Source organism: Streptomyces sp. MUSC 14 (assembly GCF_001866675.1).
Taxonomy (GTDB): domain Bacteria; phylum Actinomycetota; class Actinomycetes; order Streptomycetales; family Streptomycetaceae; genus Streptomyces.
This window is the reverse complement of record NZ_MLYN01000015.1, coordinates 33319-49546: the sequence shown is the minus strand read 5'-3', so window position 1 is coordinate 49546 and position 16228 is coordinate 33319. Positions and strand designations below refer to the sequence as shown.

At 73.8% G+C, this 16228-nt stretch carries 13 protein-coding genes; 9 read left to right on the top strand and 4 right to left on the bottom strand.

Features of this window, described 5'->3' with window-relative positions; genetic code table 11:
- Window positions 1-61 precede the first annotated feature (61 nt).
- Both BIV25_RS08790 and BIV25_RS08785 read right to left on the bottom strand, forming a co-directional pair.
- Window positions 62-826 (bottom strand): crotonase/enoyl-CoA hydratase family protein, encoded by a 765-nt coding sequence (locus BIV25_RS08790; protein WP_071371692.1) that lies wholly within the window; start codon window positions 824-826, stop codon window positions 62-64.
- Between the two features lie 39 nt (window positions 827-865).
- Window positions 866-1783, bottom strand: coding sequence for a lysylphosphatidylglycerol synthase transmembrane domain-containing protein (locus BIV25_RS08785; RefSeq protein WP_071371691.1), 918 nt, complete (start codon window positions 1781-1783; stop codon window positions 866-868).
- A 216-nt stretch (window positions 1784-1999) separates the two neighbouring features.
- Between BIV25_RS08785 and BIV25_RS08780 the strand changes: the two genes are divergently transcribed.
- From BIV25_RS08780 to BIV25_RS08745, 9 genes are all read left to right on the top strand, one after another.
- Window positions 2000-3877: an ABC transporter ATP-binding protein gene (locus BIV25_RS08780; RefSeq protein WP_071371690.1), complete on the top strand. Its 1878-nt coding sequence runs from the start codon at window positions 2000-2002 to the stop codon at window positions 3875-3877.
- 188 nt (window positions 3878-4065) lie between these two features.
- Window positions 4066-5424, top strand: coding sequence for a lectin (locus BIV25_RS08775; RefSeq protein WP_071371621.1), 1359 nt, complete (start codon window positions 4066-4068; stop codon window positions 5422-5424).
- A 24-nt stretch (window positions 5425-5448) separates the two neighbouring features.
- Entirely contained in the window at window positions 5449-7656 is a 2208-nt protein-coding gene (locus tag BIV25_RS08770) for an RICIN domain-containing protein (protein WP_177235201.1), read from the top strand.
- Between the two features lie 63 nt (window positions 7657-7719).
- Window positions 7720-7851, top strand: coding sequence for a hypothetical protein (locus BIV25_RS52495; protein WP_256255681.1), 132 nt, complete (start codon window positions 7720-7722; stop codon window positions 7849-7851).
- Window positions 7848-10217, top strand: a complete 2370-nt coding sequence (locus tag BIV25_RS08765; protein WP_071371620.1) for a glycoside hydrolase family 65 protein — start codon at window positions 7848-7850, stop codon at window positions 10215-10217. The genes BIV25_RS52495 and BIV25_RS08765 overlap by 4 nt, the downstream gene beginning before the upstream one ends.
- A gap of 57 nt (window positions 10218-10274) precedes the next feature.
- Window positions 10275-11066, top strand: coding sequence for a LytTR family DNA-binding domain-containing protein (locus BIV25_RS08760; protein ID WP_071371619.1), 792 nt, complete (start codon window positions 10275-10277; stop codon window positions 11064-11066).
- A gap of 110 nt (window positions 11067-11176) precedes the next feature.
- Entirely contained in the window at window positions 11177-11563 is a 387-nt protein-coding gene (locus BIV25_RS08755) for a hypothetical protein (protein ID WP_071371618.1), read from the top strand.
- Between the two features lie 2 nt (window positions 11564-11565).
- A complete protein-coding gene (locus BIV25_RS08750; protein ID WP_071371617.1) occupies window positions 11566-13311 on the top strand; it encodes a cation acetate symporter in 1746 nt (581 codons plus the stop codon).
- The gene (locus BIV25_RS08745; protein WP_071371616.1) at window positions 13308-14498 is read left to right on the top strand and encodes a sensor histidine kinase; all 1191 of its coding nucleotides are present in this window, start codon (window positions 13308-13310) and stop codon (window positions 14496-14498) included. Before BIV25_RS08750 ends, BIV25_RS08745 begins: the two co-directional genes overlap by 4 nt.
- A 3-nt stretch (window positions 14499-14501) precedes the next feature.
- Here BIV25_RS08745 and BIV25_RS08740 read toward each other — a convergent pair whose 3' ends face one another.
- Both BIV25_RS08740 and BIV25_RS08735 read right to left on the bottom strand, forming a co-directional pair.
- The gene (locus BIV25_RS08740) at window positions 14502-15032 is read right to left on the bottom strand and encodes a hypothetical protein (RefSeq protein ID WP_079176515.1); all 531 of its coding nucleotides are present in this window, start codon (window positions 15030-15032) and stop codon (window positions 14502-14504) included.
- On the bottom strand, window positions 15029-16204 hold the full coding sequence (locus tag BIV25_RS08735; protein ID WP_071371615.1) for a hypothetical protein: 1176 nt from the start codon (window positions 16202-16204) through the stop codon (window positions 15029-15031). Before BIV25_RS08735 ends, BIV25_RS08740 begins: the two co-directional genes overlap by 4 nt.
- Window positions 16205-16228: the final 24 nt, after the last annotated feature.

Here is a 16228-nt window from a genome sequence, read left to right as displayed (position 1 = left end):
ATGGGGTGATGACCTGCCGGCGGCCGTACGGCGCCGACGGGATCGGACCGCTGCCGCGTGCTCAGCTCTCGCCGAACGAGCCGTGCCGCCCGGCGCCCGAGGCGAAGCGGGCGGCGCCCTCCGCGCTCTGCGCCAACACGTCCATGCCGTAGCGGAGTTCGGTGTGCAGTGCCGCCTCCTCGGCCAGTGCCTGCTGGTCGAGGACCGACGCCCGGTCGCTGCGCAGACACGCCTGCGGGAAGCGGGCGATCCGGGCCGCGAGCGCCTCCGCCTCGGCGCGGGCGGACCCGGTCGGCACCACGCGGTTGGCCAGGCCCATCTCGTACGCCTCCCGGGCCGGCACCGGGCGGCCGGTCAGGATCAGGTCCATGGCCCGGCTCGCGCCGATCAGCCGGGGCAGCCGTACCGTGCCGCCGTCGATCAGGGGCACGCCCCAGCGGCGGCAGAACACGCCGAAGACGGCGTCCTCCTCGGCGATCCGCAGATCGCACCACAGGGCGAGTTCGAGGCCGCCCGCGACCGCGTGTCCGGCCACGGCCGCGATCACCGGCTTGGACAGCCGCATCCGGGTCGGCCCCATCGGGCCGTCGCCGTCCTCGGCCACGCGGTTGCCGCGCGGCGTACCGATCGCCTTCAGGTCCGCGCCCGCGCAGAACGTGCCGCCCTCGCCCCACAGCACCGCCACCCGGGCGCCGTCATCGGCCTCGAACTCCCGGAAGGCGGCGGCGAGTTCCACGGCCGTGGGGCCGTCCACCGCGTTGCGGCACTCCGGCCGGGACAGGACGACCGTCGTGACGTACCCCTCGCGCTCCACACGGACCGGCACGGTGAACTCCCTCGTCTCGGCTGGGAGGGCCACTCTGCCTCAGATGACCTTGAACCGCACCAGCGCCCCCAGCGTGAGCGCCCCGGGCACCAGCGGCACCCACACCGTGATGATCCGGTAGGCGAGCACCACCGCCGTGGCCACCGCCACCGGGCCGCCCGCCGCGACCAGCGCGAGGATCAGCGCGGCCTCGACGGAGCCGATGCCGCCCGGCGTCGGCACCAGCGCCACCGCCACCGTCGCGGCCAGGTACGCCAGCGCCATGTGCGCGGGCGGCACCGGCAGCCCCAGCGCCTGTCCGACCGCCACCAGACCGGCGGCCTGCAGCGCCGGGAACGCGAGCGAGCCGCCCCACAGGGCGAGCGCCCGGGCCGGCCGCGTGTGCACGGAGCGGGCCTCGCCCAGGGCGGTGCGGACGAAGCCGAGCACGGCCGTGCGCAGCCGTCGTACGAGCGCCAGCGCGGCCACCGCCACCACCAGCACCGCGCCGGCGATCACCAGCAGCGGGCCGACGGCCCCGGCCGGGATCAGGGTGCCGAGCCGCAGCGCGTCGGGGAAGGCGAACAGCAGCGCGGCCAGCAGGCTCAGCCGGCCGACCGACTCGGCGAGCAGATACAGCGCGAGCGCGGCGGAGGAGCGGGCGAGCGGCACCCCGCACACGGTCATGAACCGCAGGTTGACCGCGCCCGCGCCGAGCCCCGTCGGCAGCAGGTGGTTCGCCGAGCCGGCCGCGAACTGCGTGGCCAGCAGCCGCCACCTCGGCAGCGGCTGGATGACGGCGCCCTGCCGGGTGAAGGCGGCGGCCACCCAGGTCAGACAGGTGGCGCCGCCCGCCGCCAGCAGCCAGGGCCACGAGGCCGTGCGCAGCCGGCCGAAGCCCTCGACGAGCACCGAGCGGTTCTGCACGGCGACGACGGTCACGAGCACGAGCGGCAGCAGACACAGGATCTGCCGCACGGGCAGGCGCCGGGCGAGCGCCGGCAGGCGGCCCGTGCGCAGGGCTGGGAAGTGTGGCGCGGTCACACCCGGAGAGGTTTTCCGTGCCGTCTCAACGGCGGGTGGCGGATTCGGGGACGGCGGTTTACAGGCTGTGGTCATCGGGGCCTTCGGGAGTGAAATGCGGCGGACATTGACCTCAACGAAGCTTGAGGTTCTACGTTCTTGCCCATGAGCATGGAGACCACCGCATGGACGCAGCTGCACAGCGTCATGAACGCCCAGGACGACCGCCGTCCCTTCGCCCGCGCCACGCTGCGCCGTATCGCCGCCTTCGCCCGGCCGCACCGCGCGGGCATCGTCCGGTTCGTCCTGTTCGGGGTGGTGACCGCGCTGCTCGCCGTCGCGACCCCCGTGCTCGCCGGCCGCGTCGTCGACGCGATCGTGGCGGGGCACGACTCCGGGAAGGTCGTACGGCTGTCCCTGCTGATCGCGCTCGTGGCGCTCGCGGAGGCGGGGCTCGGCATCCTCGGGCGACGGCTGTCGTCGTCGCTCGGGGAGGGACTCATCCTCGACCTCAGAACGGCTGTGTTCGATCATGTGCAGCGCATGCCGGTCGCGTTCTTCACACGGACTCGTACGGGCGCGCTCGTCAGCCGGCTCAACAACGACGTGATCGGTGCCCAGCGGGCCTTCGCCAACACCCTGTCCGGCGTGGTGAGCAACGTCGTCACGCTGGTGCTCACGCTCGCGGTGATGCTGACCCTGTCCTGGCAGATCACCCTGCTCGCTCTGGTGCTGCTGCCGGTGTTCGTGCTCCCCGCCCGCCGCATGGGCAGCCGGATGGCCCGGATGCAGCGGGAGGCCGCGGCGCTGAACGCGGCCATGGGCACCCGGATGACCGAGCGGTTCTCCGCGCCCGGCGCCACCCTGGTCAAGCTGTTCGGCCGGCCCGAGGAGGAGTCCGCGGAGTTCGCGGCGCGCGCCGCCCGGGTCCGGGACATCGGTGTGCGCACCGCCACCGCCCAGTCGGTGTTCATCACCTCCCTCACCCTGGTCTCCGCCCTCGCGCTGGCCCTCGTCTACGGCCTCGGCGGCTGGTTCGCGCTGCGCGGCAGCCTGCAGGCGGGCGCGGTCGTCTCGCTCTCCCTGCTGCTGACCCGGCTCTACGCCCCGCTCACCGCGCTCGCCGGCGCCCGGGTGGAGGTGATGAGCGCGCTCGTCAGCTTCGAGCGGGTCTTCGAGGTGCTGGACCTCACGCCGCTCATCGAGGAGAAGCCGGACGCCGTCGAGGTCCCCGAGGGGCCGGTCGCCGTCGAGTTCGACGACGTCCGTTTCTCCTACCCGGCCGCCGACCAGGTCTCCCTCGCCTCGCTGGAGGAGGTGGCCACCCTCGACACGCGCGGCGGCGCCGAGGTCCTGCACGGCATCTCCTTCCGCGCCGAACCCGGGCAGACCGTCGCCCTCGTCGGCTCCTCCGGCGCCGGGAAGTCCACTATCGCCCAGCTGCTGCCGCGCCTGTACGACGTCGACGCGGGCGCGGTGCGCATCGGCGGGACCGACGTCCGTGACCTGACCGCCGCCTCGCTGCGGGCCGTGCTCGGCATGGTCACCCAGGACGGCCACCTCTTCCACGACACCGTCCGCGCCAACCTGCTGCTGGCCCGCCCCGGCGCCGGGGACGAGGAGCTGTGGGACGCCCTCGGCCGGGCCCGCCTGGACGGGGTCGTACGGTCCCTGCCGGACGGCCTGGACACGGTCGTCGGCGAGCGCGGATACCGGCTGTCCGGCGGGGAGCGCCAGCGCATGACGATCGCCCGGCTGCTGCTGGCCCGCCAGCGCGTGGTGATCCTGGACGAGGCCACCGCCCATCTGGACAACACCTCCGAGGCGGCGGTCCAGGAGGCGCTCGCCGAGGCCCTTCAGGGACGTACCGCCGTGGTCATCGCCCACCGGCTGTCCACGGTCCGGGCCGCCGACCAGATCCTGGTCGTGGAGTCCGGCGGGATCGCGGAACGCGGCACGCACGAGGAGCTGCTGGCGGCCGGCGGCCGGTACGCCGAGCTGTACCGGACGCAGTTCGCCGAGCGGGGCGACGAGGTGGCACCGGCCTGAGCCGGCGGGGGCACCGCAGGGGTGGGCGGCGGCGGGGCCGCTGCCCACCCTCTTGACGTCAGTGGTCCGGACCTTTAACTTCACGCTTTAACTTCACGCCTTAATCAAAGACTCCGGATGCATTCAACACCCTGTCGCACCAACGGTGTTGGCCCGCCTCCGTCCCCCCACCCGAAAGGCCGCCCCGCATGCGCAAACCCCTCCCCGCCGCGGTCGCCGTCGGTGTCGTCGCGCTCTCCGCCGGCCTGCTCACGGCTTCCCCCGCCCAGGCCGCCACCGGCGCCATAACCGGCCTCGCCGGCAAGTGCCTCGACGTCGCCGGCGCCGACTCCGCCGACGGCACCCCCGTCCAGCTCTACGACTGCAACGGCACGAACGCCCAGCAGTGGACGGTCGGCGGCGACGGCACGATCCGCGCCCTCGGCAAGTGCCTCGACGTGACCGGCGATTCGGTCGCCGACGGCGCCCGGGCGCAGCTGTGGTCCTGTACCGGCGGCGCCAACCAGAAGTGGACCGTCACCGCCGCCCACGACATCGTCAACCCGCAGGCGAACAAGTGCCTGGACGTCACCGGCGACAACTCCGCCAACGGCACCCGCGCGCAGATCTGGAGCTGCACCGGCGGTGCCAACCAGAAGTGGACCGCGCCGAGTTCGGACGGCGGCTCCACCCCGGCCGCGCCGATGGCCGTCGCGCCGTACCTCTACAACGGCTGGGGCAGTCCGCCGGACCCCACCACCATCACCCGGGCCACCGGCGTGAAGTGGTTCACGCTCGCCTTCGTCCTCAGCAACGGCTACTGCGACCCGCAGTGGGACGGCAGCCGCCCGCTGACCGGCGGGGTGGACCAGCAGACCGTCACCACCGTGCGCGCGAACGGCGGTGACATCGTCCCGTCCTTCGGCGGCTACAGCGGCAACAAGCTGGAGAGCTCCTGCAACAGCGCGGGCGAACTCGCGGGCGCCTACCAGAAGGTGGTCGACGCCTACGGCCTGAAGGCGATCGACATCGACATCGAGGCCGACGCCTACAGCAGCGTGACCGTGCAGCAGCGGACCGTGGACGCGCTGAAGACCGTGAAGGCGGACAACCCCGGCCTGAAGGTGTACGTCACCATCGGCACCGGACAGTCCGGCCCCGACACCAGCCTCATCGACCGGGCCGCCTCGTCCGGGCTGACCGTGGACGCCTGGACCATCATGCCGTTCGACTTCGGCGGCGCCGGACAGAACATGGGCAACCTCACCACCCAGGCCGCCGAGGGCCTGAAGAACGCGCTGAAGTCGGCGTACGGCTACGGCGACGACCAGGCGTACCGGGACATGGGCATCTCGTCCATGAACGGCATCACCGACAACAACGAGACCGTCACGGTGAACGACTTCCGGACCATCCTCGCCTACGCCCAGCAGCACCACCTCGCCCGGCTCACCTTCTGGTCCGCCAACCGCGACCGCCCGTGCACCGGCGGCCCCGCCGACAGCTGCTCCGGCGTGAGCCAGTCGGACTGGGACTACACCCGCGTCCTCGCCGGCTACACCGGCTGACCCCCGGCCCCGAAGGAGAACCCCGTGCCTCCCCTTTCCCGCCGCCGCAGATCCGCGGTGGTCGCCCTGGTCGGCGCCGCGGCCGCCTGCGTGCTCACCGCCGCGCCGACGCCCCTGCTCAGGGCCGCCCCCGCGCACGCGGCCACGGCCCTGCCCACCGGCTTCGCCACCGTCATGGACGCCGCGAGCGGCAAGTGCCTGGACGCCAAGGGCGCCGCCACCGCGAACGGCACCGTCGTGCAGCAGTACGCGTGCAACGGCACCACCGCCCAGCGGTGGAGCTTCACCGACGCCGGCAACGGATACGTCCGCATCGGCAACGCCAACGACACCGGCCAGGTCGTGGACGTCACCAACGTCTCCACGGCCGACAGCGCGCCCGTCCAGCTGTGGAGCTACGGCGGCGGCGCGAACCAGCAGTGGCAGCCCGTGGACGACGGCGGCGGCGCCTTCCACTTCGTCAACCGGAACAGCGGCAAGTGCCTGGACGTTCCGGGCGCCTCGCTCGCCGACAGCGCCCAGCTCCAGCAGTACGCGTGCAACGGCACCGCCGCCCAGCGCTTCCAGGTGGTCCCCGTCACCCAGTCGTCCGCGAACGACCCCGACCTCGGTCCGAACGTCGTCGTCTTCGACCCGTCGATGTCCGCCTCGGCCATCCAGGGCAAACTGGACACGATCTTCAAGCAGCAGGAGACCAACCAGTTCGGCTCCCAGCGCTACGCCGTCCTCTTCAAGCCCGGCGCCTACAGCGCGGACGTCAACGTCGGCTTCTACACCCAGGTGCTGGGCCTCGGGCTGACCCCGGACGCGGTGTCGGTCGACGGCGCGGTGCACGCGGAGGCCGACTGGTTCCAGGGCAACGCCACGCAGAACTTCTGGCGCGGCGCCGAGAACCTCTCCGTCAACCCCGCGGGCGGGCAGGACCGTTGGGCGGTCTCGCAGGCGGCGCCGTACCGGCGGATGCATCTGCGCGGCAGCCTCGCCCTCGACGACGGCGGCTGGTCCTCCGGCGGCTACCTCGCCGACAGCCTGGTCGACGGACAGGTCAACTCCGGTACCCAGCAGCAGTGGATGACCCAAAACTCCCAGCTGGGCAGCTGGACCGGGTCCAACTGGAACATGGTGTTCACCGGCAGCCGGGGCGTGCCGTCCACCAGCTTCCCGAACCCGCCGTACACCAGCGTCGCGCAGAGCCCGGTCACCCGGGAGAAGCCCTTCCTGTACGTCGACGGGGGCGGCGGCTACCAGGTGTTCGTGCCGTCGGCGCGCAGCAACACCTCGGGGACCAGCTGGGGGAGCGGCAGCGCGGCCGGCACCTCGGTGCCGCTGAGCCGGTTCTACGTCGTCAAGCCGGGCGCGACCGCCGCGCAGATGAACGCGGCCCTGGCGGCCGGGCAGAACCTGCTGGTGACGCCCGGGGTCTACCACCTCGACCAGACCCTGAAGGTGACCCGCCCCGACACGGTCGTCCTCGGCCTCGGGCTCGCCACCCTCGTCCCGGAGGGCGGCATCACGGCGATGACCGTCGCCGACGTGGACGGCGTCCAGCTCGCGGGCCTGCTCTTCGACGCCGGCACCACCAGCTCGAAGACCCTGGTCGAGGTCGGGCCGGCCGGCTCCGCCGCCTCCCACGCGGCCGACCCGACCTCCCTGCACGACGTGTACTTCCGCATCGGCGGCGCGGGCGTCGGCAAGGCGGCCACCGGCCTCGTCGTCAACAGCAGCGACGTCATCGGCGACCACATGTGGCTCTGGCGCGCCGACCACGGCAGCGGCGTGGGCTGGACCAGCAACACCGCCGACACCGGGCTCGTGGTCAACGGCGCGGACGTGACCATGTACGGGCTGTTCGTGGAGCACTTCCAGAAGGACCAGGTGATCTGGAACGGCAACGGTGGGCGGACCTACTTCTTCCAGAACGAGATGCCGTACGACCCGCCGGACCAGGCTTCCTGGACGAACGGCTCGACGAAGGGCTACGCCGCCTACAAGGTCGCCGACTCCGTCACCAGCCACCAGGCGTACGGCCTCGGCAGCTACTGCTACTTCAGCAGCAACCCGAGCGTGACGGCCGACCACGCCATCGAGGCGCCGGACAGCCCGGACGTCCGCTTCACCAGCATGGTGACGGTCTCCCTCGGCGGCACCGGCACCATCAGCCATGTCATCAACGACAGGGGAGGGCCGTCGAACGCGTCGTCGAACGTGGCGGACCTGGTCGGCTACCCCTGACCGTCCCCCGTCCGGCCTAGTCAGAGGACACCTCACCCGGTCCCGTCGCCGCACAATCGCCCCATGGAGCCGTACACCGGCAGGGCGCGACGGGACCGGGGCCGGGTCGCCGTGCACCCGCCCGGCCGGGGCGGCACGGCGACCTTGATCGTTCATATGTTCGACTGGAGTCCCCTGTCCAAGGGGCGGCGGTGACGGGGCCGGCCTGGGAGTACGACGGCTACCGGCCGGAGGAGGAGCGGCTGCGGGAGTCCCTGTGCACCCTCGGCAACGGCTACTTCGCCACCCGCGGAGCCCTGCCCGAGTGCGCCGCCGACGACGTCCACTACCCGGGCACCTACGCGGCCGGCTGCTACAACCGGCTCACCTCCGAGATCGCCGGGCGGCGGGTCGAGAACGAGGACATGGTCAACCTGCCCGACTGGCTGCCGCTGCGCCTGCGCCCCGCGGGCGGGGACTGGCTCACCCCGGACACCGCCCCGGTCACCGAACACCACCAGGTCCTCCACCTCGGCCCCGGCCTGCTGGAGCGTCGCACCGGCTACGGCCTCCCCGGCGGCGGCACACTCCAGGTCCGCCAGCTGCGCCTGGTCCACATGGCCGACCCGCATCTCGCCGCCCTGCGCACCGAGCTGACCGTCGAGGGGCGCGCCGTCGGCCTGGAGGCGGAGGCGGCACTCGACGGCCGCGTCACCAACTCCGGCGTGGCCCGCTACCGCGAACTGGACGGCCGGCACCTCACGCGCCTGCACACCGGCACCGCCGCACCCGGCACGGTGTGGCTGCGCTGCCGTACCCGCACCTCCGAGATCAGCTTCGGGCTGGCCCACCGGCTGACCGCCGACGCGCCGGTCACCCACGCCAACGAGACACACCGCGCCGTACAGCGCGTACACCTGCGCCTCACGCCCGGCCGTACCGTCACCGTCGACAAGACCGTCGCCCTGCACACCTCCCGCGACCCCGCCATCGGCGACCCCCGGCACGCCGCCGTCGAGCGCGTCGACGCCGCCCCCGGCTTCGACACACTGCGCGAGACACACGCCGCGGCCTGGGAGCAGCTGTGGCGGCGCTGCGCGCTGGAGGTCCCCGGGGAGGCGGGCAGCATCCTGCGCCTGCATCTGTTCCATGTGCTGCAGACCCTCTCCCCGCACACCGCCGACCTCGACGTCGGCGTCCCCGCGCGCGGACTGCACGGCGAGGCCTACCGCGGGCACGTCTTCTGGGACGAACTCTTCGTCCTGCCCTACCTCAACCTCCACCTCCCCGAGGTCTCCCACGCCCTGCTCCGCTACCGGCACCGGCGCCTGGACGCCGCCCGGCACGCGGCCCGGGAACTCGGCCGGCGCGGCGCGCTGTACCCCTGGCAGAGCGGCAGCGACGGCCGCGAGGAGACCCAGGAGCTGCACCTCAACCCCCGCTCCGGGCGCTGGCTGCCCGACCACTCCCGCCTCCAGCACCACGTCGGCTCGGCCGTGGCGTACAACGTGTGGCAGTACTGCGAGGCCACCGGCGACACCGAGTTCCTGCACGGCGAGGGCGCCGAGATGCTGCTGCACATCGCCCGCTTCTGGGCGGACTCGGCCGACTACGACCCCGACCTGCGCCGGCACCGCATCCGGGGCGTGGTCGGGCCCGACGAATACCACGACGCCTACCCCGGCGCGCGCACCCCCGGCCTGGACGACAACGCGTACACGAACGTCACCGCCGCCTGGGTACTCACCCGCGCCCTGGAGCTGCTGAACGCCCTGCCCGAGCCGCGCCGCCGCGAACTCACCGACGGCATCGGCCTGGAGCAGGACGAGCCCGCCCGCTGGGACGAGATCTCCCGCACCCTGCACGTGCCCTTCCACGACGGTGTGATCAGCCAGTTCGAGGGCTACGGCGACCTCGCCGAGCTGGACTGGGCCGCCTATCGCGACCGGTACGACGACATCCGCCGGCTCGACCGGATCCTGGAGGCGGAGGGGGACACCGTCAACCGGTACAAGGCGTCCAAGCAGGCCGACGTCCTCATGCTCGGCTACCTCTTCTCGGCCCCCGAACTCCGCTCCCTCTTCGCCCGGCTGGGCTACCACCTCGACGACCGCACCTGGACCGCCACCGTCGACCACTACCTGCACCGCACCAGCCACGGCTCCACGCTCAGCGGCCTGGTCCACGGCTGGATCCTGGCCCGCGCCCGGCGCGCCGACGCCTGGGCCTTCGTCCAGGAGGCGCTGCGCGGCGACATCGCCGACCTCCAGGGCGGCACCACCGGCGAGGGCATCCACCTCGGCGCGATGGCCGGCACCCTCGACCTCGTCCAGCGCGGACTGACTGGCCTGGAGACCCGGGCCGGCGTCCTCAGCCTCGACCCGGTCCCGCTGCCCGAACTCTCCTCCTACGGCTTCCCGCTGCGCTACCACGGCCACTGGGGCGTCCATCTGCGGCTGCGCAGCGGCCTGCTGGAGATCGCCGTCCCCTCCTCCGACCGCTCGCCCATCGGCGTGCGCCTGTGGGACGAGGTCATCCCGGTCGTCCCGGGCGAGACGGCCCGCCTGGTCCTGCCGGAATAAGGTTGAAGCGGCTACCGGTTGGTGCCGACGCGGCCGCCGGAGAAAGGAGCCTCGCGGATGACCCCGACCGATGCCCGCTTGCGGGTGCTGGCGGTGGACGACGAGGAACCCGCGCTGGAGGAACTGCTGTACCTCCTCGGGCAGGACCCCCGGGTCGGCCGTGTGCTCGCCGCGACCACGGCCACGGAGGCACTGCGCCGGCTCGGCGCGGCCGGCCGGGACGTGGTCGACGTCGTCTTCCTCGACATCAGCATGCCGGGCCCCGACGGCCTCGAACTCGCCCGCCTGCTCGGCGGGTCCGCCGCACCACCGCTGATCGTCTTCGTCACGGCCCACGACGACTTCGCGGTCCGCGCCTTCGACCTCAAGGCCGTCGACTACCTGCTCAAGCCCCTGCGCAAGGAGCGCTTCGCCGAGGCCGTACGGCGCGCCGACGCACTCGTGCGCGCCGGACAGGGCCCCCGCCCCGTCGCCGCGCCTGCCCCCCGACCCGCACCCGGCCCCGGCGACCACGTGCCCGTGGAACTGGGCGGGGTGACCCGGTTCGTGCCCATCGCCGACATCACCTACGTCGAGGCCCAGGGCGACTACGCGCGACTGCACACCCGGCACGGCAGCCACCTGGTGCGCATCCCGCTGTCCACGCTGGAGGAACAGTGGCGCGAGCGCGGCTTCGTCCGCATCCACCGCAGCCGCCTCGTCGCCCTCGGCCGCATCGAGGAACTCCGCCTGGACGGCGGCAGCGTGACCGTCCGCATCGACGACCGCGTCCTCGCCGTCAGCCGCCGCAACGCCCGGGAACTGCGCGACCTGCTGGCCCGCCACGCGGCGGGAGCCGGCCGGACGTGACGGACGTGTGGCGATTCTCGTCCGGTCCCGTCCGGCGGCTGTCGGGCGCGTCGCGCGCTGCGTACACTCGCCGCACACCAGGTGATCACCGCGGCCTCGGGGAGTACGTCATGGGTGCGGAGTCCGTCCCGCGCAGAGAGGTGGTCACCGCGCAGCACCCGGGACACCCCGACCGTGCGGCGCCGCGCCCGCGGGTCTCGCCGGACGCCCGTCCGGACACGCTCCAACACGACGCCGCGGCACGGCATGTGATGCGTCATCAACTACGAGCCGCCCTCCTCGTGTCCGCCCTGCTCGCGGTCCCGCTCGGCCTGCTCCCCGTCCTGCTGCGCCTCCTGCCGCTCGCCACCACGGAGCCCCGCGTCCCGCTCGCCGTCTGGCTCGTGCTGGGCGTGGCGCCGTACCCCACGCTGCTGGCCGTCGGCGCCTGGTACGTCCGCCGCGCCGAGCGCAACGAGACCGGACCGGCCGCCCGGGTCCGTGCGGAGCGCCCCTGACCGTGAACCGGACGTACGGCATCGCGGGCGTGACGGCCGTGGTCCTCGCCACGGTCCTCGTCGGCGCGCTCGGCCTGCGCATCTCCCGCACCACCTCCGACTTCTACGTCGCCTCACGCACCGTCGCCCCCCGGCTCAACGCCTGCGCGGTCAGCGGCGAATACCTCTCCGCCGCCTCCTTCCTCGGCGTCGCCGGGCTCGTCCTCGCCCAGGGCGTCGACATGTTGTGGTTCCCCATCGGCTACACCGCGGGCTTCCTGGTGCTGCTCGTCTTCGTCGCCGCCCCGCTGCGCCGCTCCGGCGCCTACACGCTGCCCGACTTCGCCGAGGCCCGGCTGGAGTCCCGCGCGGTCCGCCGGGTCGCCGGGGTGCTCGTCGTCGGCATCGGCTGGCTGTACCTGCTGCCCCAACTCCGCGGCGCCGGACTCACGTTGAGACTGCTCACCGGCGCCCCCGGCTGGCTCGGCGCTCTGGTCGTCGCCGCCGTGGTGACCGCCGCCGTCGCCGCGGGCGGCATGCGCAGCATCACCTTCGTCCAGGCCTTCCAGTACTGGCTGAAACTCACCGCCCTGCTGGTGCCCGTGCTGTTCCTGCTGCTCGCCTGGCGCGCGGACCGGGCCCCCGCGCCCGCCTGGGACCAGCGGCCCGTCTTCCACCGCTCCACCGAGGTCCGCGTCGACCGCCCGCTCACCGTGACCGTGCGCGAGCCGGTCGGCGTGACGGTGTCCGGAACCGTCGACGGGCGTACCGTGCACGGGGTTTCGCAGCGGCTGGCCGAGGGCCCGCACCGGTTCGGCGCGGACACGACCGTCCGCTTCCCGGCCGGCGCCGTCGTCCCCCTGCCCGACCGCACCGCCGGCCGGGCCCTTGCCGGCCGGGCCGAGCCGCTGTCCTCGTCCCGCGAGCAACACGGCCTGTACGCCACCTACGGGCTGATCCTCGCAACCTTCCTCGGCACCATGGGCCTGCCCCACGTCGTCGTGCGCTTCTACACCAACCCCGACGGCCGCGCCGCCCGCCGCACCACCGTGAGCGTGCTGGGCCTGCTCGGCGCCTTCTACCTCCTGATGCCGCTGTACGGCATGCTCGGCCGCCTCTACGCCCCCGACCTGCTGCTGACCGGTGACACCGACGCCGCCGTCCTCGTCCTGCCGCAGCGGCTGATCGGCGGGGCCGCCGGGAACCTGCTCGGCGCGCTCGTCGCCGGCGGCGCCTGCGCGGCGTTCCTGTCCACCGCCTCCGGACTCACCATGTCCGTCGCGGGCGTGCTCGCCCAGGACGTCCTGCCGACCCTCGGCGTACGCCACTTCCGGCTCGCCACGCTGCCCGCGATCGCGGTGCCCACGGCCGCGTCGGCCCTGGTCGGCGACCTGCCCGTGGCCGACGCGGTCGGACTGGCCTTCGCCGTCTCGGCCTCCTCCTTCTGCCCGCTGCTCGTCCTCGGCATCTGGTGGCGCGGCCTGACCCCGCAGGGCGCGATCGCCGGGCTCCTCCTCGGCGGCGGGTCGGCGCTGACCGCGGTGACGGCCACCATCGCCGGCGGCGCCGACCCCGGCTGGCCGCACACCCTGCTGGCCTGGCCCGCGGTGTGGTCCGTGCCGGCCGGCTTCGCGGCGATGATCCTCATCTCGCTGGCCACCCGCAACCGCGTCCCGCCCGGCACCGCCGCCACCATGGCCCGCCTCCACCTGCCCGAACCACCCCCGCCGAGCCCCCGTCCGTCACCCCGCCCCCGGACCCGCCCATGACCGTCCTCGGCACCCTCGCCCTCGTCCTCCTCGGGCTGGCCGTGTTCGTGTGCGGGGCCGCGCTCGGGCACGGGGCGGCGCGCAGGCAGCGGGAGCACGCGGCCGACGGCGACGAGGCCCGAGCCCTTGCGCGAACCCTGCACTCCGCCGGGCTCGCCGCGGCGCCCCTGCGCGCGGGACTCGGACCGGACACGGCCCGCAGGGCGGCGCGACGGCTGCGGCCCCTGCTCGCCGCGCCCGCCCTCGCCCTCACCGACGGCACCCGCGTCCTCGCCTGGGACGGCGCCGCCGACCACCACCGCGACCAGCTCGCAGCGCAGCTCACCGGCCCGCCCCGCAGCCGCACCCTGCCGCTCGCGTGCGACGACGAGGGCTGCCCGGTCCGCTGGGGCGCCCTGGCGCCGCTCACGGCCGGCGGCCGGCCCGTCGGCGCCCTCGTCGTGTGTGCCGCCACGGAGACCGGCGCGCACGCCCGGGCCGCCGAGGCGGCGGCCGCCCGGCTCTCGCTGGAACTCGACCTCGCCGGCCTCGACCGGGCCCGCGCCGACGCGCACGAGGCCGAGCTGCGCGCCCTGCGGGCCCAGATCTCCCCGCACTTCATCTACAACTCCCTTGCGAGCATCGCCTCCTTCGTCCGTACCGACCCTGAGCGCGCCCGTGAACTCCTGCAGGAATTCGCCGACTTCACCCGCTACTCCTTCCGCCGCGACGGCGACTTCACCACCCTCGCCGAGGAGTTGCGCGCCATCGAGCAGTACCTGGAACTCGCCCGCGCCCGCTTCGGCCGCCGCCTGGAGGTCACCCTGCGCATCGCCCCCGAGGTGCTCCCCGTGACCCTGCCGTTCCTCTGCCTGCAGCCCCTGGTCGAGAACGCCCTCAAACACGGCCTGGAGGAGTCCGTGGAGCGCAGCGTCATCACCCTCACCGCCGAGGACGAGGGCACCGAGGCCCGCGTCGTCATCGAGGACAACGGCGTCGGCATGGACCCGGAACGCCTGCGCGCGATCCTGCGCGGCACGGCCGGCGCGGCCACCGGCATCGGCCTCCGCAACGTGGACCGCCGGCTGCGCCAGGCCTACGGCGACGACCACGGCCTCGTCATCGAGACGGGCGTCGGCGCGGGCACCAGGATCACCCTGCGCCTCCCGAAGTTCCGCCCCGGTGTCCAGGCCCCGCCGCTGGTGTGACCGTCAGTCGCCCTCGTCGTGACAGCCCTTAGGGAACGCGGTGCCGCCGTCGGGCGCGGCGAGGAAGAACACGTCGATCCGGACCTTGCCGGACGCTCCGCCCTTCCAGTAGCCCCGCTTGGGAGCGTGCTGGAAGTGCGAGAACCCCTTGGTGATCTGCACGTTGACCTTGTCGGCGGCGGCCTGGCCCGGCCCCGGGTCCGTCGCCGTACCGAAGGACAGCACGAAACCCGCCGTACGGCTCGCCACCCCCGCCCCGCGCAGCTGTGCGCCGAACTGCTGCCGCACTGACGCGTCGCTGCCCGTGCGCACCGTGAAGCTGCACGGCTTGAGCACCAGTCCGCGCTCGGCCGGCCGGCTGCTCGGCGAGCCGGCCGGGTCGCTCGGCGTCGGCGACGGATGCGCGCCCGCGCGCTGCTCGCGCGGCAGGGAGCCCAGCGCGACCACGAGCAGCAGCAGAAGCAGATCGGCGAAGAGCCACCCCGCCAGCAGGACCGTACGCCCGGCCGCACCCTGTGGCGGCAGCCCCTTCACGGCCGGCCCCGGTACGGCGGCGGGTCGGCGTTGTCCAGGCCGCCGGGCGGCAGATGCCCGGCGCGGGTGTCGAGCCGGTCGACCAGCTGCCAGATGCCCCGGGTGGAGTCGACCAGGTTCTCCGCCCGTTCGGTGAACACCATCAGCGTCTCGCCGAGGCTGCGGGCCAGTTCGCGTACCGCGGCGACGGCGAGGTCGTGCCGGTGGATCTCCTGCCCGGTCGCCTCCTGGGCCCGGCGCAGATCGCCGACGAGCGTCTCGATGGCGGCCCGCAGCTTCGCCTCGTCCTCGGCGGTCTGCTCCCGGATCCGGATCAGGTCCTGGGCCAGCTGACTCGGCGGGGTGAGCGCCCGGATCAGCCGGGTCAGCTCGTCCACCGTCGTCGTCCAGCCGTCCAGCGCGGTCTGGATCCGGCTGCCGGGCCCGGTCTCCAGGACGGCCTGGATCTCCTCGGAGGTCCGGCGCAGCGCCGTCTCCAGTTGCTGCGTACCGGCGTTGAGCTGGGCGGCCAGCCGGTCCGCGCTGCGGCTGTCCAGCGGTTTGCCGGCCGGTCGCGCGGGCGTGGCCAGCAGGAACGTCGCGAGGGCCAGCTCGGCGGCGAGCTGCCGGCGCTCCTGTTCGCGGGAGAGGTTGCGCTCCCGGTTCTGCTGCAGGGCGTGCAGCGCCAGCGTCAGCGCGACGACGGCCAGGATGAGCAGGGTGACATGGAGCGCGGAGGTGCCCAGCGTCACCGTCGTCGCCTCGGCCGGGCTGCCCTGCGGGAAGCCGCGCGCCCAGCCGAGCAGGAAGGGCTCCTCGCTGCGGCTGGCCTGATAGGCGTCCAGGGCGCCGCGCAGCCGCCACCAGGTCAGCGCGATCGGCGCGAAGACCAGCACGTCACGGGCGACGCCGAGCCAGCCCTCCAGCGTGCTGCGGCCCCGCGCGGTGGCGTCCGGGAGCAGCACCTCGGGCGGGTAGGCGGCGACCAGGTCGGTGCCGGCGAGCGTGGCACCGCCCCGTTCCAGATCCTCGACGACACGGTCCAGGACCCGGGTGTCGGAACCGTCGGCGCGGCCCCGCAGGGCCAGGGCACGGATGCGCCCGGCGATCCGGTCGAGTTCCGGATCCGTGCCGGTGCGCTGCGCGGGAACCGCCCTGGGAGGCGGCGGCGTTGACTCTTCAGTGGATGTCATACGGCGTCATTCGTGTCGTCCGGC

Excerpts from the sequence above, each read along its gene's own strand:
- BIV25_RS08780 (WP_071371690.1), top strand. The coding sequence starts at position 2,000 with ATGGAGACCACCGCATGGACGCAGCTGCACAGCGTCATGAACGCCCAG.
- BIV25_RS08775 (WP_071371621.1), top strand. The coding sequence starts at position 4,066 with ATGCGCAAACCCCTCCCCGCCGCGGTCGCCGTCGGTGTCGTCGCGCTC.
- BIV25_RS52495 (WP_256255681.1), top strand. The coding sequence starts at position 7,720 with ATGGAGCCGTACACCGGCAGGGCGCGACGGGACCGGGGCCGGGTCGCC.
- BIV25_RS08760 (WP_071371619.1), top strand. The coding sequence starts at position 10,275 with ATGACCCCGACCGATGCCCGCTTGCGGGTGCTGGCGGTGGACGACGAG.
- BIV25_RS08755 (WP_071371618.1), top strand. The coding sequence starts at position 11,177 with ATGGGTGCGGAGTCCGTCCCGCGCAGAGAGGTGGTCACCGCGCAGCAC.
- BIV25_RS08745 (WP_071371616.1), top strand. The coding sequence starts at position 13,308 with ATGACCGTCCTCGGCACCCTCGCCCTCGTCCTCCTCGGGCTGGCCGTG.
- BIV25_RS08735 (WP_071371615.1), bottom strand. The coding sequence starts at position 16,204 with ATGACATCCACTGAAGAGTCAACGCCGCCGCCTCCCAGGGCGGTTCCC.